Annotated in this window: 17 protein-coding genes; 9 read left to right on the top strand and 8 right to left on the bottom strand. The window is 45.4% G+C overall.

Annotated elements, in window-relative coordinates:
- Positions 1-108: 108 nt before the first annotated feature.
- Complete coding sequence (locus AC2TF5_RS26460; RefSeq protein WP_491300052.1) at positions 109-285, bottom strand: hypothetical protein; 177 nt, start codon at positions 283-285, stop codon at positions 109-111.
- A gap of 289 nt (positions 286-574) precedes the next feature.
- Between AC2TF5_RS26460 and AC2TF5_RS26455 the strand changes: the two genes are divergently transcribed.
- Positions 575-859, top strand: a complete 285-nt coding sequence (locus AC2TF5_RS26455) for a hypothetical protein (protein ID WP_491300051.1) — start codon at positions 575-577, stop codon at positions 857-859.
- A gap of 73 nt (positions 860-932) precedes the next feature.
- Here AC2TF5_RS26455 and AC2TF5_RS26450 read toward each other — a convergent pair whose 3' ends face one another.
- From AC2TF5_RS26450 to AC2TF5_RS26440, 3 genes are all read right to left on the bottom strand, one after another.
- Entirely contained in the window at positions 933-1,760 is an 828-nt protein-coding gene (locus tag AC2TF5_RS26450; protein ID WP_491300050.1) for an alpha/beta fold hydrolase, read from the bottom strand.
- Entirely contained in the window at positions 1,757-2,734 is a 978-nt protein-coding gene (locus AC2TF5_RS26445) for a MerR family transcriptional regulator (protein ID WP_491300049.1), read from the bottom strand. The genes AC2TF5_RS26450 and AC2TF5_RS26445 overlap by 4 nt, the downstream gene beginning before the upstream one ends.
- A 433-nt stretch (positions 2,735-3,167) precedes the next feature.
- Complete coding sequence (locus AC2TF5_RS26440; protein ID WP_491300048.1) at positions 3,168-3,620, bottom strand: hypothetical protein; 453 nt, start codon at positions 3,618-3,620, stop codon at positions 3,168-3,170.
- A gap of 420 nt (positions 3,621-4,040) precedes the next feature.
- Here AC2TF5_RS26440 and AC2TF5_RS26435 point away from each other — a divergent pair, with 420 nt between their 5' ends.
- The 7 genes from AC2TF5_RS26435 (at position 4,041) to AC2TF5_RS26405 (ending at position 16,901) form a co-directional block, all read left to right on the top strand.
- On the top strand, positions 4,041-6,536 hold the full coding sequence (locus tag AC2TF5_RS26435) for a GH39 family glycosyl hydrolase (RefSeq protein WP_491300047.1): 2,496 nt from the start codon (positions 4,041-4,043) through the stop codon (positions 6,534-6,536).
- A gap of 215 nt (positions 6,537-6,751) precedes the next feature.
- A complete protein-coding gene (locus tag AC2TF5_RS26430; RefSeq protein ID WP_491300046.1) occupies positions 6,752-7,987 on the top strand; it encodes a PTS sugar transporter subunit IIC in 1,236 nt (411 codons plus the stop codon).
- Between the two features lie 99 nt (positions 7,988-8,086).
- Complete coding sequence (locus tag AC2TF5_RS26425) at positions 8,087-10,348, top strand: beta-glucosidase family protein (protein WP_491300045.1); 2,262 nt, start codon at positions 8,087-8,089, stop codon at positions 10,346-10,348.
- A gap of 436 nt (positions 10,349-10,784) precedes the next feature.
- On the top strand, positions 10,785-11,090 hold the full coding sequence (locus AC2TF5_RS26420; protein ID WP_491300044.1) for a hypothetical protein: 306 nt from the start codon (positions 10,785-10,787) through the stop codon (positions 11,088-11,090).
- A gap of 278 nt (positions 11,091-11,368) precedes the next feature.
- A complete protein-coding gene (locus AC2TF5_RS26415; RefSeq protein WP_491300043.1) occupies positions 11,369-13,327 on the top strand; it encodes a putative thiazole-containing bacteriocin maturation protein in 1,959 nt (652 codons plus the stop codon).
- A complete protein-coding gene (locus AC2TF5_RS26410) occupies positions 13,324-15,267 on the top strand; it encodes a TOMM precursor leader peptide-binding protein (protein WP_491300042.1) in 1,944 nt (647 codons plus the stop codon). The genes AC2TF5_RS26415 and AC2TF5_RS26410 overlap by 4 nt, the downstream gene beginning before the upstream one ends.
- A 53-nt stretch (positions 15,268-15,320) precedes the next feature.
- Positions 15,321-16,901, top strand: a complete 1,581-nt coding sequence (locus AC2TF5_RS26405) for a SagB family peptide dehydrogenase (RefSeq protein WP_491300041.1) — start codon at positions 15,321-15,323, stop codon at positions 16,899-16,901.
- Positions 16,902-17,149: 248 nt separating this feature from the next.
- On the opposite strand, the gene AC2TF5_RS26400 is transcribed toward AC2TF5_RS26405, so the two are convergent.
- The 3 genes from AC2TF5_RS26400 to AC2TF5_RS26390 all read right to left on the bottom strand — a co-directional run bounded on the left by AC2TF5_RS26400 (position 17,150) and on the right by AC2TF5_RS26390 (position 20,511).
- Positions 17,150-18,955 (bottom strand): ABC transporter ATP-binding protein, encoded by a 1,806-nt coding sequence (locus AC2TF5_RS26400; protein ID WP_491300040.1) that lies wholly within the window; start codon positions 18,953-18,955, stop codon positions 17,150-17,152.
- 486 nt (positions 18,956-19,441) lie between these two features.
- Positions 19,442-20,002: a TlpA family protein disulfide reductase gene (locus AC2TF5_RS26395; RefSeq protein WP_491300039.1), complete on the bottom strand. Its 561-nt coding sequence runs from the start codon at positions 20,000-20,002 to the stop codon at positions 19,442-19,444.
- Between the two features lie 5 nt (positions 20,003-20,007).
- Positions 20,008-20,511 carry a MauE/DoxX family redox-associated membrane protein gene (locus AC2TF5_RS26390; protein WP_491300038.1) on the bottom strand — a complete coding sequence of 168 codons (504 nt, stop codon included), beginning with the start codon at positions 20,509-20,511 and terminating at the stop codon, positions 20,008-20,010.
- 858 nt (positions 20,512-21,369) lie between these two features.
- On the opposite strand from AC2TF5_RS26390, the gene AC2TF5_RS26385 reads away from it, so the two are divergent.
- On the top strand, positions 21,370-24,156 hold the full coding sequence (locus tag AC2TF5_RS26385) for a glycoside hydrolase family 3 C-terminal domain-containing protein (RefSeq protein WP_491300037.1): 2,787 nt from the start codon (positions 21,370-21,372) through the stop codon (positions 24,154-24,156).
- A gap of 478 nt (positions 24,157-24,634) precedes the next feature.
- On the opposite strand, the gene AC2TF5_RS26380 is transcribed toward AC2TF5_RS26385, so the two are convergent.
- On the bottom strand, positions 24,635-25,555 hold the full coding sequence (locus AC2TF5_RS26380) for a P-loop NTPase family protein (protein WP_491300036.1): 921 nt from the start codon (positions 25,553-25,555) through the stop codon (positions 24,635-24,637).
- Positions 25,556-25,586 lie beyond the last annotated feature (31 nt).

Below are 25,586 nucleotides of genomic sequence, written 5' to 3'. Positions count from 1 at the left end.
GCCTGAAATGTTATATTTGCTCTGAAAGATACCCCGGAGCTACACGGTCTCCGGAGTGTTTTGTTCGATGAATAGCTAAGGGTAGCAGATTGTGAAGGACGCAAGCTTCTAATGATAGTTGTCAGATTCACTTTCAGTGTATTTGCCATTGCTGTCATGCAGCGCTTGTTTCCGGCGATCATTGCGGGCCTGCTGCTGCTGTTGGGCCTCGTGACTGTTCACGGGTGCCGCATCCAGATCTTTCACCGTGTTGATTAGGTTTTTGTCCGGTTGGTTCGTGCTCAATTGAAAGGTCCTCCTTGGTTTACTGGAATAGGTTATGAAGTCTATTATGTGCTGGCTGCTGTGTGGCTATTCATGCATATTTCTACAGAAAACTTATAATAAACCCACTCAGTGAGCGGGTTTTTGTCGTTTAGGGGACGGATAAACTAATATATTGAAATAATGGGAGGGATCTCCCTGTATTTTGTCGAATTATAACATTGTAATTGCAACTATTAATTGGGTCAAATGTGCTGTGAATAGTCAATTAATCTTATTAAAACTAATAAAAAATTGGAGGCGAAAAGCTATGGCAGTAATAATTACAACTGGCGATTTGAAAAGGAATTATGAAGTTATTGATACGATATTTGCGATGGATTCAAACAAAGAAGGTTTTTTAAAATCTGCAGATCCCAATTTAGCCTTTGAGGGGGTCAAAAATCAGTTAAAGAAAAAATGTGAACAACTTCGTGGTGATGCGATAGTAAGTTGTCAGTTTGAATATCGTGCTGCTGTTTCAGATGGTATGATGAGTAAGAAGCAGGTTATGGAGATTTTTTCTTATGGAACAGTAGTACGATTTTTGGATTAATGGAGCCCTAAAAAAGGACACCCACGAGGTGTCCTTTTTGCGTTGATGGAGACGGTGAGTCATTCCTTTGCCCTTAGAGGTTACTCTTCACAAATGTGTTTATTGATTCTGCTAATCGAGCTGGGCATTGCTCCATAAGGACATGTCCATACCCCTCATAAACTTCTGTACAGACATTTGGTAACCTATTGCTATACGCATCAAAGACACGTTTGGGTATAAATTTATCTTTTGTTCCATAGACCAGTAAGGTTGGGGCTTTGATTTGGGTCACCCGATCAGATATAACACCTGAATCGTCATCGGCAAGCGTTTTTGCGATAATATCAGGTATATTCGGATGTTCATATGGTTTTGTCCAGTTCTCCACAAAATCAGGAGTAATATGATCAAGTGGGACCCCCAGTATTTTGGATAGCGTAGCGGGTTTCATTTGGCTGCGCATCGCTTTGCGGAAAAAACCGGACATCCATCCTTTTCGGGAGGCCCATTTGATAGGAGGAAAGACACCTTGTCTGAATCCATCGGGAGCGATTAATGTTAAACTTTTCACAAGATCAGGTGCTTCCAATGCGATGTGCGTTGCGATTTCTCCTCCAAGTGAATGACCAATAAGGTGTACTGGGCCACAATGGAGAGAATCTATCATAGAGATTATACGTAACGATTGCGCATGCTTAGAATACAGGGCATCCTTGGGTTTATCACTAAATCCGGCCCCTAATAGATCAGGACAATATATACGGTATGCAGGGGCTAAGTATGAAACCACATTCCGCCAGCAATAGTTATAGGCAGCGGTGCCATGTAAAAGAATGATAGGGATCTGGTTATGTGTACCGTGTGCGGAAACGCACAGGCTGCCATCAGATACAGGAATGTTTAATACGGTAGGGTTCACTGATTCTCACCTCTATCATGGATATGTTCGGGGTGTTCGATTAACCATTCTATGGTGCGGTTTATCATCAATTGAGAATTGAAATAGGGTTCAAGTGAAGGGTTTAAGGTTACTACCAAATCCCACCATTCTTGTACCCGATCTGAGGACATCGCATTAGTGTCATCAATAAATGATTGCAAAAGATCTACATCCAGCCGTGTGCCTGCCTCCCGGAATAGCGAGATATAATCTAGTACGGCATTGTGCATCTCTGGGCAGTTTTCCGTCATTCCGGATTCCGTTAATGAAATAACTGTATCGGTGATTTGCTTATATTTCGTTTGCCATGGTGAAGCTTCAATATTCTGTTGCTGGACAGCCTGCCAGAACGGGCTTAACTTCTGCTTGATCTCTTCGGAAAAGGAAGCATCGTTTAACAGGGTATTCATCCTGGACCATGCGGCAAGTTGCGTCTCAGTTAACTCTTGATGTCCAGGTACGAAACCGATATAAGTGCCAAGCATCTGCTCTCGCCAATCCTCTGAAATCTGCGGTTCAATGAAGGCATGTTGTATTTTTGCCGCAATAAAATCTTGCCGTCGCTGACTGTTTTTGCTAATGATCTCCGCAATATCATGCAAATAGGTTAGTTGTGACTCCGGGTGATCTTGTTTGTCGGCCTGGATAAGGATATGTTGAATTCGCTCAAGATGGTTCAATTGATGTTGAATGGCCTCAATCTGCCATTTGATAGAGGAGGATACAGGCAGTTCATGATGCAACATCTGCTTGATTTCATTGATTTTGAAGCCGAGATATCGTAAAAACAAGATAAGCTCAAGCTGCCATATGTCTTCCTGATTGTAATATCGATAACCTGAATCGCTAATATGAGACGCTGTAAGTAGGTTAATGTCGTCATAATATCGTATGGTTTTGATAGTCGCTCCAGTTAGTTTCGAAACTTCCCCGATCGAATAGAAATTTTCCATCGTGCTGCCACCTCCCTCTTTCTGCTTTTAGTATAAAGTCTCCTGTTACTGGAGAGTCAAGATGTAGAGACTAGAGGGATAGAGCGATGGCTCTGGTGACATCAGCTCTATCACTACACCCGAAAATCCACAACCGAATCCGGATGTGGATTTTGCGTTTCAGGGATGTCGAATGTTGTCTTTTTAAATTCGAGCATATTTTGCGTCAGGTGTGTATGTACTACATAGTGTACATTCCGTACATAATGATTCACATGGAGGTGAGGAGGGGGGGCATATTGATGAGTACATTCATTTCTACCACGATGAGCGGTTGCAGAAAAAACTAAACAGCCTTAGCCCGATGGAAATACGAGCTAAGGCTGCTTAATCATTTTATTCTAATGCTACTGACGGGGGTCATCTCAGATCAGGAGACCCTTTTGCCATTTATTTACTTAGCTGTTTTAAATGAACTACGCATGTCTTCGTACGAATCCCCAGCGTTCCCGGATGGAACTAAACCCATGTAAACTTTATTATCGTTAATCAGCACGATCATTTCTTTATCGTTTGCCGATTGAATGAGTACTAATGATCCTTTTGAGTCTTCGTCTTCATATGGCAAAGATTCTGCAACCTTCGGATCCTTCAGCTTCTGGTCTTCCAAAGCCCCTGACTTAGCCCAAACGCGTAATTTGCCTTGCACATCGGGATGCACATTCTCATCAACAAACTTCAATCTGTCCTCTTTTTTTGTTCCATTGTAGTAGTCCGTGACATAGGATAATGCCAGCTTCTCATCCGCAGCTCGGCTCTCCGAATCCGCAGCATTATTACTTGAGCATCCAGATAATATAATCACTGCGGCGAATAAAATAGATAGAAATTTTGTAAAGTTCTTCATGTTTTCCCCCTTGGAATAATATAAAAGTACATTCGTTAGTCTATCAGCTATAGGAAGGATTTGGTAGTAAAATTCAGGATGTTTTAATTCATTAAGTATTATTTTGAAAAAAATGATAGATATGAAAGATTTGTGTATAAGTTAAGTTTAAGGCTTCCTCGCTACAATAAATGTCTGACGTACGGGAATGTTCAGAGTCTGGAATAATGTATCAAACCGCTCATTGAGCGGTTTTTTTTCATGAAGTAAAATTTGATGAGATAATTGGCAGTGCTTATATGAAACTATTGGATGGGGTGGAGAATAAAGGTGGATAAACGGGACGAAATAAGGAAGATTAAATTTAGTTAGGTGTTTTGAAACTTCGTTATTTTGTAGTAAGTTGAATAAAGCCTATATTTAAAAAGGAGTTCCTTGCCATTGAGTTATCTGTATGAATTTATCGACTTTCAAGAGCACCTGCCGATCAGGCTGTTCGTCAACAGCGTTGCGTATGTACCTTTTCATTGGCATAAGGAAGTCGAGATTATCTATGTTCTGCAGGGTGCGGTTACCATACATCTGGACCAGCAAAATTACACCCTAAGCCAAGACGATATCATCGTTGTGAACAGCATGTCGGTTCACCAGATTGAACGCACGAATCAAGACAATGTCCTGCTTACGCTTCAATTTAGCCCGGAGCTGATGGATGAGCATATGCATGTGGCTTGCAATTCATTGTACCAGACACCCGAAAAACGGGATCATTATGACCGAATCCGGTGCTATCTGGCACAAATGGCTCGGGAAGCGAGCAAGAAGACGAAGGGAAGCCGGAATTATTCAATGGGCCTTTTGCACATGCTGGCGGGACATCTTATGCGCTACTTTTCCAGGCGTATGACGGAAGAGAAGCACAAAAATGTCAAGGATTATGACTATCAGCGTCTGAATCGAGTGCTGCAATTTATCGACCGCAATTATAGCCAGAAAATCACGCTGCAATCCATTGCAGAACAGGAGCATTTAAGTCTGCATTATTTCTCTCGTTTCTTCAGCGACAAAATCGGCATTCCATTCCAGAAATATCTGACTTCGGTCCGGCTGGAGAAAGCTGTTGATGCTTTGATAAACACCAATTACAATATGACTCAGATCGCGCTCGATTGCGGCTTTGCGAACGTCAAGCTGTTTAATAAATATTTCAAAGAAAAATACGATAGCACTCCCGGTGCTTTCCGTGAGGCGGTTATGACAGCCAAGCCAGCAGATCCTACCCGCAAGCCGCTGACCTATGAGGAATCGCCAAGCGCCGATTATTATGAAGTTGATACGATCCAAGCAATGGAATCGCTCTATCAATATTTGGAGCCATCTAAAGAAACATCTATCGCATCCCCAGCGGGAAATGTCATTTACAAGCAAGTGGAAATCAACGTCGGCAGAAAGGCGGCGGGTATTCCTTATACGAAACATTGGAATTGGCTTACCACGGCGGGAAGAGCCGTTGAAGGATTACGTGCTGATTGGCAGGCGCAATTTCTGGAGCTTCAGCGCAGACTCGGGTTTTCGCATATCCGCTTCCATGGGATCTTTAATGACGAGATGATGGTGTATTCGGAGACGGAAGAAGGGGAGCCCATTTACAACTGGGCTTATGTCGATAAGCTGTACGATTTTCTGCTTCAGGCAGGCATTCGCCCGTTTGTTGCTCTAAGTTTCATGCCTTCGGCGCTTGCTCGTTCGAATGAGACGATCTTCTGGTGGAGAGGGCATATTGCACCACCGAAAGACCAGAATAAGTGGAATGCGCTTGTTCGCGAATTCGTACGTCACTGCTTGAACCGTTATGGCATGGAGGAAGTTTCAACGTGGTACTTCGAAGTGTGGAATGAACCTGATTTATCTGGTGTATGTTGGGCGGGAACAAAGCAGGAATATTTTGAATTCTATGCCGAGACGGCAGCCACGATTAAATCGATTTCTTCCAAGCTCCGCGTAGGCGGACCAGCCATGGGCTACGGCTCCCTTTGGAATGATAACTGGGCTGAAGAATTCATTGACTTTTGCAGCGGCAAGCAGATTCCGATCGACTTTTTTTCATTCCATGTCTATTCGGAATACCCGAACCAGAAGGATGAAAAAGTCAAACTAACGACGCTCATGCCTTCTTCTTTCTATCTGGACAGCGTGAAGCGTCTTAAATCCAAGCTTGCAGGGACGGCTATGGCGGAACTTGAGCTTCACATGACGGAATGGAATTTCTCTCTATATGACCGCAATCTGATCCACGATACGATGTTTATGGGTACCTTTGTCATTCATCATGCGCTGCAAACGCTGGGTACATTAAAATCCATTGCCTTCTGGTCATTTACGGATATCTTTGAAGAGAGCCTAGTGCCTTCTTCCATCTTCTACGGCGGTTTTGGTCTCATCAACCGTAACGGCTTGAAGAAGCCCAGTTATCATGCCTTCGAGCTGTTGGCTAAACTGGGAGATTGTATTTTGGCCCAAGGTGACGGATATATCGTAACGAGTGCCAGAGATGGATGCTTGCAGATTCTAATGTATAATTACACCCATGTGGATCAACTTTTCGCGAGCGGGGATTGGTCAGGATTGACCGAGACAAGCCGATATACCATTTTTGAAGAAAAAGGGAGCCGGTCATATCAACTAAAGCTGGATGGACTGGAACATAAATATAAAATAACAAGCTACCGGTTGGACCGCGAGCATGGATCTGTCTTCGATGAATGGATTCGCTTAGGAGCACCGACTTATCCAACAGAGGAGGAGCTGCAATTTTTGCGGTATAGAAGCGTTCCCGAAATCCATGTCGAATGGCTGGAAGTTGCAGGACAACTAGAGCGTACTTATATCGTCCCCTCGCATGGCATCCTGCTGATAACCTTACAACCTCAATATTAATGCATATGAACTGAAGAAAACGCCTTTTCGAACTGAAGAGGTGTTTTTGCTGTTTAGAATGGAAGGTGCTTGTAGCAATCTAAGGAAGTGGACATCCAACATGACAAAAAACAAACCTACATAAGGCAAGGAACAACAAGAAAGCGTTATCAAGGTTTTTTATAATAGGCATGTAAGCGATTAACATCTAGCTTAATCAAATAGGAGGAATCATCATGCAGCATCTAATGAAGTGGATGGAAGAAAAATTTGCTCCACGCTTAGAAGCATTTACGAAAAATGTGTGGGTGGATTCCATTCAGGAAGCGATTATGGTTACTTTGCCGATGATCTTCATTGGTTCATTAATTACATTGGTATCCATTCTGAATGATTTCATCCCAAGCATGCCCGATTTGTCACCCATCACGACGTTCAGTTTCGGATTACTTGGAATTTTTATTGCTTTTCTAACTCCATATATCGTCATGCAGAAGAAGGGCCATGACAAGATTAAGCTCATTGCAGGTGCGACCGGCTTATCTCTGTTCATGATGTTGCTCAAGCCAACCTTCCATGACGACGGAACGGTGCAATTCGTTCTTGAACGATTCGGGCCTTCCGGAATGGTTACAGCTCTTTTGGTTGGTGTTTTTGTAGCTGTTATCATTAATGCTTTCAATCGCTTCTCTTTCTTTAAGAAAGACACGTCATTGCCTGAATTCATTAAAGACTGGTTCGATTTCCTTGTTCCGATTGCTATTATTCTAGTTATCGGCTGGATTCTGACCTATCAATTGCATTTTGACATGTTCACACTGATCGTAGACATCTTCAACCCACTGCAAAAAATCAGCCAGACCCTGATTGGCTTCGTCTTGTTCAACTTCATCGGAGTTCTGCTTTATTCCTTTGGTGTAAGCCCGTGGGTTATGACCCCGATCTTCTACTCGATCTGGATTCCGGCGATTGAACAGAATGCTTCCCTTGTCGCTCAAGGCTTGGAGCCTGTCAATATCAATACGTTCGAGACGTTCTTCTCCGGCTGGGTTGGTGTCGGCGGACTTGGGGCGACTTTGCCGCTGATTGTCTGGTTCTTGTTCGCTAAGTCGAAAAAGCTGAAATCAATCGGGAAAGCAACGATTGTACCGTCACTGTTCAATATTAATGAACCAGTAATTTACGGAGCTCCGGTCGCCTTCAACCCGATTTTGATGATTCCTATGTGGATCAACGGCATCATTACGCCGATAATTGTTTACATCGTACTTGATCTTGGGCTTGTAGATATTCCAAGTAAAGTATTCCAGCTCTGGTATACGCCGATTGGGATCTCAACGTTCATCTTAACCGGATTCAAAGGCGTCGTGCTCTTGGTAGTGGTATTGCTGCAGATGTTCCTCGTCTGGTTTCCGTTCGTCAAAGTATACGACAAACAAGAGCTTAAGAAAGAACAGCTTGCTTCTGAATAAATTAAGTGCGAGTTCAAAAAGGTCTGTTTTCAGCATTCACTTCGTAATCAAAAGCAGACTTTTTGAACTACCTCTAATAAGGATAGGAGAGAGTACACCATGAAACCAACAAAAGAATTGCTCGCAGCTATGACTTTGGAAGAAAAGGCGGCAATATGCGCCGGACTAAATATGTGGATGACCAAAGGCTTCGAACATCACGGGATTCCAGCCCTTCAAATGTATGATGGAACGAACGGAATCCGCAAGACGAACAGCAACGAAGAAATGGGCATTACAGGCGAGAATATCCCTGCAACCTGCTATCCTACAGGTTCGGCGATCGGCTCGTCCTGGAACACGGATTTGCTGCATGAACTCGGTGTTGCTCTGGGCATCGAAGGACGCGAAATGGAAGTTGATCTGCTCTTAGGGCCAGGGATCAATATGAAGCGTACCCCGCTCGGCGGCCGCAATTTTGAATATTATTCAGAGGATCCGTGCCTGTCGGGAGAACTTGGAGCGGCATTCGTCAATGGATTGCAAAGCCAAGGCGTCGGCGCATCTGTGAAGCACTTTGCTTGTAACAATCAAGAAATAGAGAAGCTTGTAACAAGCTCCGAGGTCGATGAACGGACATTGCGTGAAATTTATCTGAGTGCCTTCGAGCGCATTGTGAAAAAAGCGAACCCGTGGACCATCATGTGCTCCTACAACCTGCTCAACGGTTCCTATACGAGTGAGAACGAGCATTTGTTAAACGATATTTTGCGTGAAGAATGGGGTTATGACGGGGTAGTGATCTCCGACTGGACAGCGGTTAATGATCGGATTCGAGGATTGGCTGCGGGGCTTGATCTTGAAATGCCTGGTCCTGCTTACTACAACACGAAAGCGATTCTTAAGGCGATTCAGGAAGGCAAACTGGATGAAGCCATCGTTGATAAATCTGCTGGCCGCATTCTGGAGCTTATCCGTAAGACCACGGAACCGAATGTAGAGGCTGTAGAATCGACCATTGATTATCATGAACTGGCGCGCCGGGCTGCAGCGGAGAGTATCGTATTGCTCAAGAATGACAATCGCATTCTGCCACTTGATTCTGAGAAGATTTCCAAAATGGCTGTGATAGGGAAATTCGCGAAGCAGCCGAGAATCCAGGGAGCCGGCAGTGCGAAGGTTACGCCGACTCGTGTAGATATTCCATGGGATGAAATGAAGAATATCGTCGGCGATAAGGTGGACATGGTCTATGCCGATGGCTATCCGAAGGATGACCGTATCGATGAGCAAATGATTGAGGAGAGCGTAGCGCTTGCGGCATCCGCAGATGTGGCAGTGCTGTTCGTCGGTCAACCGGAGTACGTTGAATCGGAAATGCATGATTTGGAGACGATCGAGCTGCCTCTGCATCAGCAGAAGCTAATCAAAGCGGTGACAGAGGCTCAACCGCACTGCATCGTCGTAACCAGCAGCGGATCTGCCCTTGCTATGCATTCCTGGATTCAGTATGTACCAGGTGTACTTCATTCCTGGCTTACAGGGCAAGGCAGCGGCCGGGCGATTGCCGAAATTCTGTTCGGACGCGTCAATCCGTCCGGTAAATTGTCGGAGACCTTTCCTGTCAAGCTATCCGACAACCCGTCGCATAAGCGGATTCGCGGTGAGAACGGCAAGCTCTACTATCGTGAAGGACTCTTTATCGGTTACCGTTACTATGACCGTAAAGAGATGGCACCTCAATTCCCGTTCGGACATGGGTTGTCGTATACGACATTTGCTTATTCCGACTTGAAGGCTGTCCAGCAAGACGGAAATGTGAATGTAACCTTCACTGTAGAGAATACCGGGACGTTGTCCGGTAAAGAGGCTGTACAGCTCTATGTCCACGATGAAGAATGCAAATGGAACCGTCCGGAGAAGGAGCTCAAGGCATTTGCGAAGATTACCCTCGCACCAGGCGAGAAGCAGCAGGTCACTTTCGCGCTCGAGGAACGGGATTTTGCGTACTACAACACAAAATACAACAAATGGGTTGCTGAGACCGGATACTTCCAAATTGCGGTCGGCAGTTCTTCTCGAGACATCCGCCTGCGTGAGCGCGTCTATTGCGACTTCGGTGAGGAGCCTGTCTCCTTCCACAAGTTCAGCCTGATCAACGACTGGATTAGCACACCGAAGGCAAAGGCAATCTTCGAGAGCTACCTTGCGGAAATGAACAAGCATGTCAATGAGCAAGTAAACCTAGACGATGTGTTCGTCAGCTTTTGGGGCGATTTCCCGGCTATTAAAATCATCCAAATGTATGGACAAACCTGGCTGGTAGATCGTTCACCGGATGATGTGATCAAAGAAATGATTGCGGAATTCGAACGAAAATAAGCAAGAAGCTATTGCATGGACTTTGACGCTCTGAACCAGATCTCATAATATAAGTCTCATTTGGAACACCTCCAAGAGAATGCCTCCGTATCGTGTTAGATATGCGGACAGCTCCTGGAGGTGTTTTTGCGTTGATAACAGAATTAAGCTATCGGATTTAAAGACTTATTTGCGCAGTGAATTTACTTTGATGCAAGGTCTCAATAAAGGAGAAAGCTTAGTTGGGTGTTCATCACAACAATGCAAAAGGAGCTTTGCCACTGTAATGGTGGCAGGCTCCTTTTTGTATTTCACCGTATGACTCTGTTCAGTCGGAAAAGCTCTTTTTTAATTTCAGCTAACACGGAGAACAAATTTCCAACTTAAATTTTCGAAGAAAAATCGAATATAGGCATTTTGATCAGTAACAAGAGCGGAGCTCCATACATATGTTGTCATGGGTATTAGAATTGGCGTTATGTTGCAAGTAAAACGGTTTTTTAAAAATGGAGGTAAGAGTATGAATGATTTCCAAAATGATTTAACGAAATTGAATGTTTCCAAATTTAAGGCGAGTGAGATGACTCCTTGGAACGCTCAAAGCGACCAAACGGCCCGATTATGCTTCTTCAACTGTTTCAATTGCTTCAGGTGCTCTAGTTGTTTCAATTGCTTCAACTGTCACAACTGCCACAACTGCCACAACTGCCACAACTGCCACAACTGTCAAAACTGCCACAACTGTCACCGTGGAGGACGATAAGGTCATTTTTGCCGATAAGGCAATGTGTGTGCCCATTATTGCTAATTTTTCAACGGAAATAGTGGCTACTTAATGAGAAAAGAAAGCTCCCTAAATGCCCCCCTAAAATAGATTTTAGAAAAACCTCTAGGTTAATCTAATCTAATTTAGGGGGTGTTTTACGTTGGCAACAAAAGGACAGAAGTTCAAACGTTAAAGTCATGAGGGACAAATAGCTGTACATATGATTAATTGTGAAGTGTTGGGGCAGATTGAGAAGCTTACGGAGGAGGAATAGAATGACAAATTTGAACCCTTTGATGCGATTAAAGGTGAAAAGGGACACATTTTTTCTCCCTGATTTGAGCGGTGTGTATTTTCGAAACAATGTAAGCTCGTTCCGCATGGAAGGTGAGGCGATCGATCAGTGGATTGAAATGCTGATACCGATATTCAATGGGGAGCATCGTTTGGGGGATCTGACAGACGGATTACCAGACCAACACCGGAACCAGGTATATGAAATAGCAGAAGTTTTGTATCGTAACGGCTTTGCCCGGGATGTGAGCCAAGATACTCCACATCAATTGCCGGAAGAGGTTCTCAAAAAGTATGCTTCTCAAATTGAATTTTTGGATCATTTCGGTGATTCGGGTGCGTATCGGTTTCAGTCCTATCGTCAGGCCAAAGTATTGGTGGTCGGTTCAGGTCCATTTTTGATCTCGGCGATTTCTGCGTTGCTTGAATCCGGATTGCCCAAGTTTAATGTACTGGTTTCGGGCTCAGATTTGACGGATCGGCAACGGATGTCAGAATTGGCGGCACATGCCCGTAAAACGGACTCCGAGGTGGCGATAGAGGAGGTTGCCTTGCAGAAGGAGGGGGGAAGTTGTTGGCGGGAGGCTGTGAGGCCGTTTGATTCGATTTTGTTTGTGTCACGGGAGGACGATGCCCGGGAACTCCGAGCTCTTCATGCGGCTTGTAAGGAAGAGAAGAAGATGTTTTTTTCTGCCGTATGTTTGCAGCAGGTGGGTCTGGCGGGACCGCTAGTACATCCGGACGTCGAGGGATGCTGGGAGTCAGCATGGCGTCGCATACACCAATCCGCAATTTCTAAAGATCCGCAATTACACACCTTTTCTTCTACAGCGGGAGCGATGTTGGCCAATGTGATCGTGTTTGAATTATTTAAAAAGATGACGGGAGCGGACGATTCGGAACAGAATAATCGATTTTTTCTGTTAAATCTGGAGACTTTGGAAGGAAAGTGGCATTCGTTCCTGCCCCATCCGCTTGTTACCGGACTTAGTGCACCTGAATGGATCCATGATTTCGATCTTCAGCTTGAACGGGAATCCAATAAAAGTGAGAACGGATTACTTCCTTACTTCAGCCGGCTGACATCGGCGGAATCAGGGATTTTTCATGTTTGGGAGGAGGGAGATTTAAATCAGCTACCGCTCTCTCAGTGTCGCGTTCAGGCAATCGATCCGCTATCGGAAGGACCGGTTGGGCTGCTGCCGAACGTGATCTGTGCCAATCTGACTCATGAGGGAGCGCGGCGGGAAGCGGGGCTGGCCGGGATTGAAGCATATGTGTCGCGAATGTCTGGCCTGCTCGTTTCGGCGCTTTCCTCCGATCAGGGAGTAGAGGGCAGCAGGATAGAAACGCAGGAATTTATTGGCGTCGGAGCAGGAGAAACGGTTGCGGAAGGCATTGGCCGAGGGCTGCAAAGATGTTTGGAGGAAGTACTGAACAAGCAGCAGGCGTGCCGATTGCCTGTAGTCTCTCGGGTACAGTTAGGTGCGGTAGAAGATGAACACTGCCTTTTTTATTTGCAGGCATTAACGACGATGAAGGGAGCACCGATGATCGCCTTGGGAGAGGAAGTATCCGGATTTCCTGTGGTGTGGGTCGGTACAAGGGATGGTTGGTATGACAATGTAGGCTTAAATGTGACAATGGCTTTGCGGAAGGCATTACAACAGGCTCTGCTAGCAGCACAAAACCAATCGGATTGCCCCAAATCGCAAGCATTGGAGTTTTCGTCCGTGCGTCTGGAAGAACTGGGGTCACTAAGGCTCGAGATCCCTGCATGTGAAGTAACGCCACAACCGGAGGTTCTACAGTCCGCTATGCAAGTTTTGAATCAGAACAGTAAGAGGCTCTTGGTCCTCGATCTGGCAGTAGAACCGTTTTTGAAGGAGGAAATGGCAGGGGTGTTTGGCGTGGTGCTGCGAGAGGAGGGATCCCGGTGAGCGCAAGCATTGTGATTGTTGGAGAAGGGGTATTGGCGGATTGCGTGAGCGGAGAACTGTCAACCCAATTTGAGGTCGTTCGTCAGATCGATTTCGAGGCAGGAGTACCGGAAGTGGTGGATTTGGTTCTGGTGCTGCATGATGCTTGGCATCCTTACGTTCATCAAAAGGCAGAAGAGGTGCTGCAGCCAACCGACATCCCTTGGCTTCGCGGCTTCGTTTCATTTGGTGAGGGCGTGATCGGACCGCTGGTTCGCCCGGGTACACAAGGGTGCTCCCAGTGTGCAGACACGCGGCGACTCATGGCGGGACGTGAACGCAAGGAGATGCGGGAGCTGCAGCAAAGGCTGGTGACACACGGGGGAATGCCGAGTGATGCCTGGGGGTCACGTACAGGACTTTTGCAGGTAGCTCACTTGCTGGTAGTGGAGGCACGGAGGGTGTTACAAGGCAAAACGGTTCAATCGGTGGGGAAAGTGTTTTTGATCAACCTGAAAACGCTGGAGAGCACATTTCACCTCATTCTCCCTGACCCGCTGTGTCCGGTTTGTAGTCAATTGCCTGATGATTCATCGAAAGCAGCCCATATTTGGCTGCAACCAAGTCCGAAGATCAGCACAGACAGTTACCGCTGCCGCCCGATGGATGAGCTGAGTAAAGTTCTGACCAAAGACTATCTGGATTACCGGACCGGTTTTTTGAATGGGAAAATGGTTGACTTTAAGTCGCCATTTGCCGATGTGAGTGTGAATCTGCCGTTGTTCGCAGAGGACGTGGGAACGGCAGGTCGGACTCATTCTTATGCGGTGAGCGAGTTGACCGCCATATTGGAGGGATTGGAGCGGTACTGCGGTCTGGCTCCGCGAAGCAAACGGACAGTAGTCCATGGCAGCTTCCATGATCTGAAAGATCAAGCGCTCGATCCCGTCAAAGTAGGGGTGCACACGAAGGAGCAGTATGCTCAGCCGGGGGCTCCGTTCATAACGTTTAATCCTGATGACCCAATCCATTGGGTATGGGGTTATTCGTTTTTGCAAGAGCGTTCGATTCTAGTTCCCGAGCAGCTCGCTTATTACAGCATGGGCTGTGGGCACAGCTTTGTATTTGAAACTTCCAACGGATGCGCGTTAGGCGGAAGCTTGGAGGAGGCTATTTTTTATGGCATTTTGGAAGTGGTGGAACGAGATTCGTTTCTGATGACTTGGTATGCACAGCTGCCTCTCCCGCGCCTTGACCTTGATTCCGCTAATGACCAAGAATTGCGATTGATGATCGATCGTTTGCATGCTGTTGCGGGGTTTGATGTACATTTCTTTAACTCGACGATGGAGAATGGAATTCCAAGCGTTTGGGGAGTGGCAAAAAACAGGAAACAAACAGGAGTGAATCTCATCTGTGCGGCCGGAGCTCATCCGGATCCGGTACGGGCCGTAAAAAGTGCAGTTCATGAGTTAGCCGCCATGGTGCAGTCGCTTGACGAGAAATTGGATGCAAACCGGGAGACGTATGTTCGAATGTTCCATGATTCATCCCTGGTGCAGCAGATGGAGGATCATTCACTGCTTTACGGATTGCCGGAAGCGGAGGAGCGTCTGCAATTTCTGCTGGATGACAATCGCCCGTTGCGAACGTTTGAAGAGGAATTCAAGCGGGGGAGAAGGCATGCCGATTTAACGGATGATCTGAAGGACATTCTTAATGCATTCCATCGACTAAATCTTGACGTAATCGTGGTGGATGTGACAGCGCCGGAAATCAAACGAAATGGACTGCATTGCGTGAAAGTGCTGATCCCGGGGATGCTGCCGATGACATTCGGACATCAATTTACCCGCCTGGCAGGGTTGGAGCGGGTGCTCCGGGTACCTGCGGAACTTGGGTACGTGAAGGAGCCACTTGAGCTAGAAGACCTTAATCCATATCCGCATCCATTTCCATAGGTATAAAAACGTGGCGTGGTTGACCACCCTCGTTCATATAAGGAGGGACAAGGATGAGTCTGGAAGCGTTTCTGCACAATCTGCATTATGACATTGATAAGACCAAACCGCCGGACTTGGTGGTGGATTGGGAAGACGGACCGCTTGCATATAAGCTCTATCGCGGTTTGCCTGTAGTTCCGTTATGTCCGGAAGTACCGCTGACGCTCGAAGGGGGTGAAACGCCCGTAAAGCCCGACCTTTGTCGAATGGGTCATTTTCTCTGGTACGTATTTGGGCTCACTCAATTGTCCCAGTCCGTCCTTGCCTCGAATTCCATGGTGCAGACAATGGGCCTGCTGCAAATGTACCGGCGTTTTGCTCCCTCCGGGGGAGCGTTATATCCGAATGAATTATATGTGTATTTGAAAATAGAGGATTTGCCTGCGGGGGTATATCATTATGATGTGGCGCATCATCGTTTGGTGTTGCTGCGCGAAGGCGACTTCGATTCATATTTAGCTCGGGCTCTTGGTAATCGCTATGACATGTCCGCTTGCTTTGGTGCTGTTTTTGTATCGAGCATGTTTTGGAAAAACTTTTTTAAATACAATAACTTTTCTTACCGTCTGCAAGGACTGGATGCGGGTGCGCTGATCGGGCAGCTCTTGGAAGTGGCTAAACGGTTTGGTTTTGAATCGGGGGTGTATTTCCAGTTTCTTGATCGAGCGGTAAATCATCTTCTTGGGGTATCCGAACAAGAGGAAAGCGTGTATGCGGTGATTCCGCTGTCGGTGGGGCCTAGGATACCTGGGTTTGCCAATAGGAATGAGGGAGAGGGGGGGATCTCTGCCACTAAATTATGCCGGGAGTTGCCAGAGGTTCAGCATGATCATTACATCCGGTCCCGGAAGGTCATGGAATTTCCGATGTTAATCAAAATGAACGAAGCATCCCTATTGGAATCGCTTCGATCGATACCGCGAATGGGGGAAGAGAAAATCGATCACTGCGAGGGTCAAGCGGTGGCTCTTCCCCACGTGAATCAGTTGTTATATGATTTGGCATTAGTAAGCCGAAGACGGTATTCGCCGGACAGTGATTTTATGATGAGTAAGGTAAGCCAAGAGCAGCTGGCCTTACTGCTGCGGGAGGCAACGGCTTCCTTCAGGTATTGGAACGATTTGGATGAAGACCATGAGAACCCCGTTTCTCGCATCTCCCTGTACGTTTGTTTGTATAACGTTGAAGGTATTCCGGCAGGTGCTTACCATTACGACAGCGCTGCTCATGCGTTACGATTGATATGTCATGGGGATCATCGGCTCCAGCTGCAGCAAGGAATGCCTTCTGATAATGTGAACCTGTTCCAAGTACCGCTATGCTTTCATATAGCAGGGAACAAGGATCATCTTGCAACAGCGATGGGGTATAGGGGATACCGCATCCAACAGATGGAAGCAGGGATGCTCGTACAGCGTTTGCTGTTAGCAGCTTCAGCTATCGGATTAGGGGGACATCCGCTCCTCGGATTTGATGCCCGATTATGTGATGAGATCTACAAGATGACTTCGCAAGGTTTAACTAGCTTAATCCAAATCCCGGTAGGACCCTATCGTCATAGCCCCCGCTTAACGGGAGGGTTGCATGGCTAGAAGAGCATGGGTAAAGCTTCTGTGAATATTTAGTTGTTCGTCTCCACCATGTACATCCACAACCGCATGAGGTTGTAGGACGCGTGTACTTAGTAGCAGGCAAACAAAGAAGCTTCCAAAACCATGGGCTACGTGGAGATGGAAGCTTCATTTTCTGTGATTTTAGCCGAATTCATTGCAACTCACCGGACAAGATGTATAACATGAATCAGCTGTATCCGAAGGATTGGGAATTTGCCGGATAACGGTTATGACGCATAACGTTTGGCTTGCGTATGGAACATTTCGGCATACGCGCCTTGCGCAGCGAGCAGTGTCTCATGATTGCCTTCTTCAATAATCTCCCCGTTATGCAGCACGAGGATTTTGTCTGCGTGTCTGCAACTACTCAAACGATGAGAAATCATGATCGTAGTTTTTCCTTCATATAAAGTAGCGAAATTATCATAGATTTCCGCTTCCGCTCGCGGATCAAGCGCTGCTGTCGGCTCATCAAGAATAACGACTTGTGCATCTCGCATGAAAGCGCGGCTTAACGCTATTTTCTGCCATTGTCCGCCGGACAGCTCATGTCCATTATGAAACATTGCGCCGAGTTCCGTATCCAAACCGTTAGGCAGTTTTCCGATTAATTCTCCCACGCCGGCTTTAGCGGCTGCGGCTTCGATATAAGCATCATCATCGATTTTGGGGTGTCCCATGGCGATGTTCTCGCGAGCAGTCAATTGATAACTCTCAAAATCCTGAAACACCGCAGAGACATTCTGACGCATGCCTTTGGGATCGATTGTCCGCATGTCCACCCCGTCGAAAAGAATCGTTCCCTCGTCGGGCAAATACAACCCCAGCAAGCATTTCACAAGCGTACTTTTGCCTGCTCCATTTTCACCCACAATTGCGATCTTTTCTCCTGGTGAGATGGTGAAGCTGATCCCTTTTAGCTGAGGAGAGGTGTGCGTCGCATAAGTGAAAGACAGATTTCTGACCTCAATTTGCGATGTTAATTTTTCAGGGAATTTGCGGTCTCGATCTTTGGAATTCTCCTCTTCCAAATCGAGAAAGTGCAAGACTTCATTAATAAACAGGCTTTCTTCGTAGATGGCGGCGATTGAATAGCCCAATCCGGAAATGATCGACTGAATTTGCTGGAGCGCCTGCGTTAACGAGACATAATGACCAATCGTTAATGCACCACTGGAGCCAAACATAATAAGGACAATAATCACGCTGATATCCAGTGCGACTTGGGAAGCATACACAAGCAGCATCTTGCTATCGGTACGCTTGCGCAGATCATATTGTTCGTCCGCGGTCTTCCAGAACAGACTTCTCCATTTATAGGTTAAATAAGGAACGTAATCATAGATTCGTGCTTCTTTGGCTGAGCTTCGGCTATGTAAGATGCCAAGCAAATAATGAAGTTTTCGTTGTTCCGGTGTCTGGGTCATTGCCTGATTATATTTTTGTTTGCCGAAATAAGTATTCACCAAAATATTGGGGATTATCATAATTAGAACGATGGCCGCCAGTATCCAATGGAAAGACAGCAAGATGGATACTAGTCCTACTAAAGTTATTATATTTGATCCAATGGTTAGCATTAAATTAACCAGGTTAAAACCTTTAATATCTACACCAAATGCCGCCCTCTCCAATTGATCATAATAATCGGGGCGGTCGAAGTAACTTAACGGTAATTGAGCGGCTTTATTGATTAATAATTGTTCAAAATAAAATTTCAGTTTTTGTTGCGCTCGAAATCCAACGATAGAATCTAGATAACTACAGAAGCGTTCAACGATCAGAACCAGGGCTTGCAGAGACAGGACGGAATAAACTTCGGAAGGGATCCCCTGCCGTTCTGTAAATAGTAAGGTTACCAAATCAACCAATTGTTTAACAATGTAAATTTGGGCAACAGGAAGTAAAGCAGTAATGATTCTAAGCAGGATGAGCAGGATGGTCGCACCAGGAATGACTTTAAGCATAATCGGCATGAAACGGCTGAATACACTTAAAACCACCTTATTTTTATCCGCGTTATTTATCTGCATGTAAGTTCACCTTTATTTTATAATAAAGAGGAGAGCGCTGATCGATCGCTCTCCTCTTTTGTGTGTTACTATCAGATAACATTTACCGCATCTTTAGTAGATGCTCAACAACCGCAAGAGGACTCTTGCTCATATCTGCAATTTGTTCCCGCGTACCAATAGGTTACTTTTACCATATAAGTACTCGGAGAACATTGCTGTTGATAACAATAGCTACCTGCTGAAGGACATGACATAAGTATAACCACCTTTAAATAAATTTTATTTTAAATTTTTTCCGAGAATACTTAGCAACCGCATCTCGATGTATAGACTGGTTTACCATCAACATCGCAGTATGTGATGTGTAATATTCCACGAGTGGGGGAATTTGAACAACCTACTGAGTAGTCGCAATAAGTTTCATAAGAGCATGCCATTATTTTCACCTCCTTTCCGTGTTTAAAATTTTATGAAAGTTAAATTTTCACTACATTATTTCCGTTTTTACGAGGCCTTTGGGACGACGGTTTGTGCAAGCAAGGCGTTTAGTTGCTCCCTGCGCTGCACGACGCTTTTAGCGATGACCTCTCCTTTGGGAGACAAATAATAGACAAAAGGGAATATGTGGGTATTGAACGATGTCGTAGAATCGATTGACGTAACGGGAACCGTCAGTTCATACTGATCAATGATCTCTGTAACTTCCGGTTGTTGACCAACCATCAGGATAAGCGATTGATAATGAGGACTCTGCTGGTGGAACCTCTCTAAAACCGGATACAGTGCTTTACAAGAACTGCAACTTGCGTCTGTGAAAGCTATCAAGAATCCATGTTTTTGTTTGTCGAGTTGTTTTAAGTCAATCAAGCCTTTATTAACGCTTTCAAATTGGAACTGAGGAAACAATGCTCTTTTGGGAATTCCGTGATCTTCTTCAATAAGACTGGGCCCAGAATCCGCTGTACTTTTTGCCGCTTGTAATTTTCGCCCAAGTTGAATAATGAAGTAGGATTGCAGTGCAATAATCGCCCATAGAAATGCATAGGATACGTTGAACAGATTCATTGGATTTATGAGCCTCCCTCTAATAGTAGTTTTCTATTTTTCAACATGAAGTACATATTCAATATGCCAACCGTAAGTCCAACGCAACTAATCATTTCTGTCAGATTCATTGAAGTCAGCGATAGCGAGCGATCAACCGAAAGTCCGAGCAATGTTAACAACAAGAGCGGTGTGACCTTCCAAATTGTTCCCCAGCCCAGCTTTTCTTCACTTGATTTCCCAAAGCAGTTACAACTTACATTCAATTTCTTGTAAATGGCCAAGCCCGCAACCACATAGAAAGACAGGAATAACAACATTGCGGCGAATTGACCAATCTGCTGAGTGAAATCCAAAACAAGCAGAACTGCGATAATCCCTTCCGCTGCTACAACTAACCAAGTGAAATACAATGGAAACTTCAGTTGTTGTATAGTCGTTTTGAAATCTTGGTAAGACACAATTTTGGCGATAGAGGAGTATAACAATAGGGTAGCTAAAGCAATTGAAACAACTAAGTTAACGTCCATGAAAATCCCCCCAACTTTTATCATTTAGTTTTCTTGCGAAAGTGGTACAGAGGACATGACTAATTAATGTAAACACTTACATTTACAAATAAAATCATATTATATAAATGTCTGTTGACTATAAGTAACAAACATACAATTTTCATAATTGTATAAACCTGTTGGGGATTAAGAGCGGTCTTATCTGAGCAGCGAAAAAAAGTGAAAGGAAGCGGCTGGCAAGAGTTACAGAGGTGTTTGATTTTTTGGTGTATTATTTGGTGTCTTACGAGAGGTTAGCTTAGACAGGGGCTTATAATGTCTTTGCCGTTACCCTGTACCGGAATATTAAGGGAGTCTATCTTATTATGTGTACGAAGAGTTGGTTGCGTTGCTGAGAATGCCCTAGATGGCGATTGTAGTGATTCCTTGAGGATGATAATTATGAAGAAATGAAGTGTAGACCGACGCACGCCTGGATTCAGGTGCGTGGATGTGATGGAACATTGGAATATAGGCAGTGATTCTGCACCAGAAATAATACTTTTAGGGAGTTCTACTATCAGAAGTATCCATGAATATGCGGTGTTATCAATAAACTACTTTTATAGTATATTATGGTAGATATCGTTGTCAAGAGACGATTTTAGGTTTTATAAGTGCATAATAAGTGAAGAAAATAATCTTGCAGGAGTTTCTATATTCTTCTATAGAATTTGTTACTATGATACTAGGTAGATGTCTCACACCTTTGTGCTTGAGCCTGAGATTAACGAAGTAAGAGGCGATTAGTGAAAGATTATTTGTTGGAATCAGACGTTTGCTACCTTTCTACATACCTATCAATATGTATGGAGATGACAACCAGGAGGGAATAAATTGAGCACACAGAAACTCGGAGTTCCATTAGAAGGTTTTGCTGAATTTAGCAGAAAAGTAGCCGCAGAAGGTGCCGTACTGTTAAAAAATGAAGGACAAGTTCTTCCCATTCAAAAAAACGAAGACGTTTCAGTATTTGGCAGAACTCAGGTTAATTATTATCGCAGCGGTACGGGCTCGGGGGGCAGTGTCCATGTATCCCATACAACCAATCTGCTGGGTGGTCTTCGGAATAAAAAGAACATCACCATCAACGAAGAATTAGCAGCTGTATATGAAAAGTGGATTGAGCAAAATCCATTTGATAATGGCGGAGGTGGCTGGGCGGCTGAGCCGTGGCATCAGAAGGAAATGCCTTTAACCGATGAGCTGGTGTCAGCGGCAAGAAATAAATCCGACAAGGCAATCGTTGTGATCGGACGTACAGCGGGAGAAGACCAAGATAATGCCAATGAGCCGGGGAGCTACCAATTAACGTCAGAAGAAAAAGCGATGCTAAAGCAGGTGACTGCATATTTCGAACAAACAGTTGTTGTACTGAATGTATCAAATATTATCGATATGAGCTGGATGTACGATGAAGGTCATGTACACCCGATTCCATGTGTTATTTACGCTTGGCAAGGTGGGATGGAAGGGGGCAATGCGATTGCTGACGTATTGGTTGGAGAGGTGACACCCAGCGGAAAGTTAACCGATACCATTGCATTTTCGATCGAGGATTATCCATCAACCCGCAATTATGGCAATGAACATATTAATGTTTATCAGGAAGACATCTATGTGGGTTACCGTTTTTTCGAAACGTTTCGACCAGATCAAGTTCAGTTTGAATTCGGTTACGGGTTGTCTTATACCCAGTTCGAAATCAAGCCCGAAGATGCCAAATTAACCGTCAAAGAGGGAGAGCAGTACGTTGAAGTCAGGTTAACGGTAAAAAATATCGGGACCACCTATGCGGGTAAAGAAGTTGTGCAGGTCTATTACGAAGCGCCGCAAGGAAAGCTGGGTCAGCCTGCTAAGGTTTTGGCGGCATTTGGGAAGACGCGGGAGCTTCAAGCAGATGAATCGCAGCATCTTACCATAAGCTTCCCTGTTCATGCCATGGCTTCCTATGATGACGCGGGTGTGACAGGGCAGCTCTCTGCTTATGTCTTGGAAGCTGGGACGTACCGCTTATTTGTGGGAACTAGTGTGAAGAATGTGGAGCCAATCAGCATGGATGGCCAAGACGGTTATGTTGTAGAAACGCTTCAAGTCGTTGAGCAACTGCAAGAAGCAATGGCGCCAACGGAAAGCTTTACGAGAATGAAGCCGGGCGCCCGCAAAGAAGACGGTTCGTATGAACCGACCTTCGCAGAGGTACCAAAGCGCAATATTTCCATGGCGGAACGGATTGAAAAAAATTTGCCGCAAACCCTGAAGCAAACCGGCAATCAAGGCTACAAATTAAGGGACGTGTATGATGGAAAAGTCAGCATGGAAGCCTTTATTGCCCAGCTCAGCGATCAGGATCTGGCGGTGATCGTCAGAGGAGAAGGCATGAGCAGTCCGCTTGTCACATCGGGTACGGCTTCGGCTTTCGGCGGGGTAAGCGACAGCTTGTTCGACTACGGAATTCCGATTGCTTGTACGGCGGACGGACCGTCCGGGATTCGGATGGACAGCGGGCAAAAAGCAACGCAGGTTGCCATCGGAACCTTGCTTGCGGCTACCTGGAACACGGAACTTGTCGAAGAACTTTATGTCATGGAAGGCCGGGAATTATTAAGCTACAACATTGACGCTTTACTTGGACCTGGCTTGAACATTCGGCGCAGTCCCCTTAATGGACGCAATTTTGAGTATTTCTCAGAAGATCCGCTGATCTCCGGGGTGTTTGCCGCTGCATGCACGCGCGGGATTATGAAAGGTGGCTCCAATGCTACCCTGAAGCATTTCGCCTGTAACAACCAAGAAAAGCATCGCAGCAAAGTCGATGCCGTCGTGTCCGAGCGCGCTCTTCGGGAAATTTATCTGAAAGGCTTTGAAATCGCGGTGAAGCAGGGCGGAGCGAATTCAATTATGACCTCCTACAATCCGATCAATGGACACTGGGCGGCTTCCAATTATGATTTGAACACCACCATTCTTCGCGGAGAGTGGGGATTTCAAGGCATCGTGATGACGGACTGGTGGGCCATTATGAACGACGTGGTTGATGGAGGTCCTGCAGATCGGAAATATACGAACTGGATGGTCCGCGCACAAAACGATCTTTATATGGTGGTCATGAATTACGGTGCAGAAATCAATGCGTGGGACGACAATACCATGGAATCCTTAGAAAATGGTACCCTGACTCGCGGAGAACTGCAGCGCAGCGCCATCAATATTTGCAAGTTCCTCATGCACGCGCCGGTATTCTCCAGAAAACAGGTGATCGAAGAGGCGGTCGATACTTTCAAAGCCGATCCGTCACTCTCACCGGAACAAGCGTTAGTCTTATCCGAAAACGCACAGGTGAAACCTGCCGCAGCCGGATCGACATTTGTGAAAGTGGATCAGGCCGGCGAGTACCGGATCATTGTGCGCATCATGTCTCCGGAATCCGAACTGGCGCAAAGCGCTTGCAACGTGACGCTGAACGATCAACCGATGATGACCATTCAAACGAATGGTACAGACGGCAGATGGATCAGACAAAAGCTTGTAAAAATCGAATTGGAAGAAGGTCTTTATGAGATGAAGTTGGATTTCGTCAAACCAGGCTTGCAGATCGATTGGATTGAGTTTAAACAAGTTTAACTGTTTGAAGCGTAGAGGTTATTAAGCTATCAGACTAAGCTATCAGACGGCCTCACCAAACGACTGAATCAATATGCGGCGGTGAATTGTGGATTTATCTCTCTACGGTTCGCCTCCATACATAAAACCCGCTCATAGAGCGGGTTTTTGTTTTTGTAAGGTTTTTATAAACTCGAATGAACTCCCTTACTTTGGAATGCAGCTACTACTCCTATACATCGACAGGATTCAACCAGTGTTGTAAAAAATACAACTGTATTCCTTAATACAGCAGCAAATTACGGATTGTTGCATTTAATACAACAATAGGAATAGGAGAGCGTTTATTTACCTCTTCAAGAAGGGATTGTTGTAGAATCTACAACAATATCAGTAAATTCAGGCATTCTGCTTGCCTAATGTTGTATAACATACAATATTACTTATCATTTCATGTTTGATTTCTGTAGCGGCTCCTTAAGGCCGACTTTTTAATTTTTTACTTTCCAATTGCATCTAGAACCATATTGGTTAGCTGATGCACTGTCGATTCATATAATGGGCGTTGAAGCTGGAAAATGTCGACACTGCCAGATATGCGGGCTGTCATGTCAAAATGCCATTTCGTCAACCCGCCGTCTGATAGGAGGGATTTGCGGTATGTATGGCGATACAAAAGCGGCAACCGTTCTAACTTTTCAACCGCTCGAATCTGGGCCTGGTTACAATCCGTCTTCATCAGCTCAAATATACCGGCTAGCGGAAGGGTGTCGGAAGAAAAATGGGATTCCACAGGAATGGCGTATTTGGTTTCTCGCTCGAATAATGGACGGAATTGATTCGAACTCATGCCAAAGGTATTCAAGCTTTCCTGCCAAAGTTTCTGCTGGGGGTAAGCCGGCGTTACATAAGGAATATTACAATGATCCAGGGTAATGGCGATGACATCATCAGTTAATAGCTGATACCCTTGCTGCAGAAAAGCGGAAGCAAGCGTAGATTTACCTTGTCCGGAATGGCCGACGAACGCGTAGGCTTTATCGTCAATGACGATCGCACTGCCGTGCAAAGGAAGTATTTTTCGCTGGAGTAAAATAGCGCCCATGCATGTTCCAAGAACATATAACCGTATTTTATTTTCATCTGCGTCAATTTCGGGAGAAATATAGATGGTAGTCCCGTCTTCCACGGCGAAGACAGCCAGATCAGGAATCCTGAACATGACTATACTCTCTGTACATACGAATGTCCTCGACGAGTCAGAACGCTCCAACCATCTTTCGGTTAAGTCGGCATAGCGGATGACAATATCCACGGCCTCATCAAGATGATCGATTTGCTGCAGCTCAGGCAGGGGGATGTCGGTTTGTATCGAATGCCCAAAGGCTTTATATATGGTTTTGTTAAGAGTTTGAAACAAGGTCCTCACTCCATTGCTCAAAATACGAATA

The sequence above is a fragment of the Paenibacillus sp. JNUCC 34 genome, from assembly GCF_058269055.1.
Note: the sequence above shows the minus strand (reverse complement) of the source record. Positions and strands in the feature narration are given on the sequence as shown.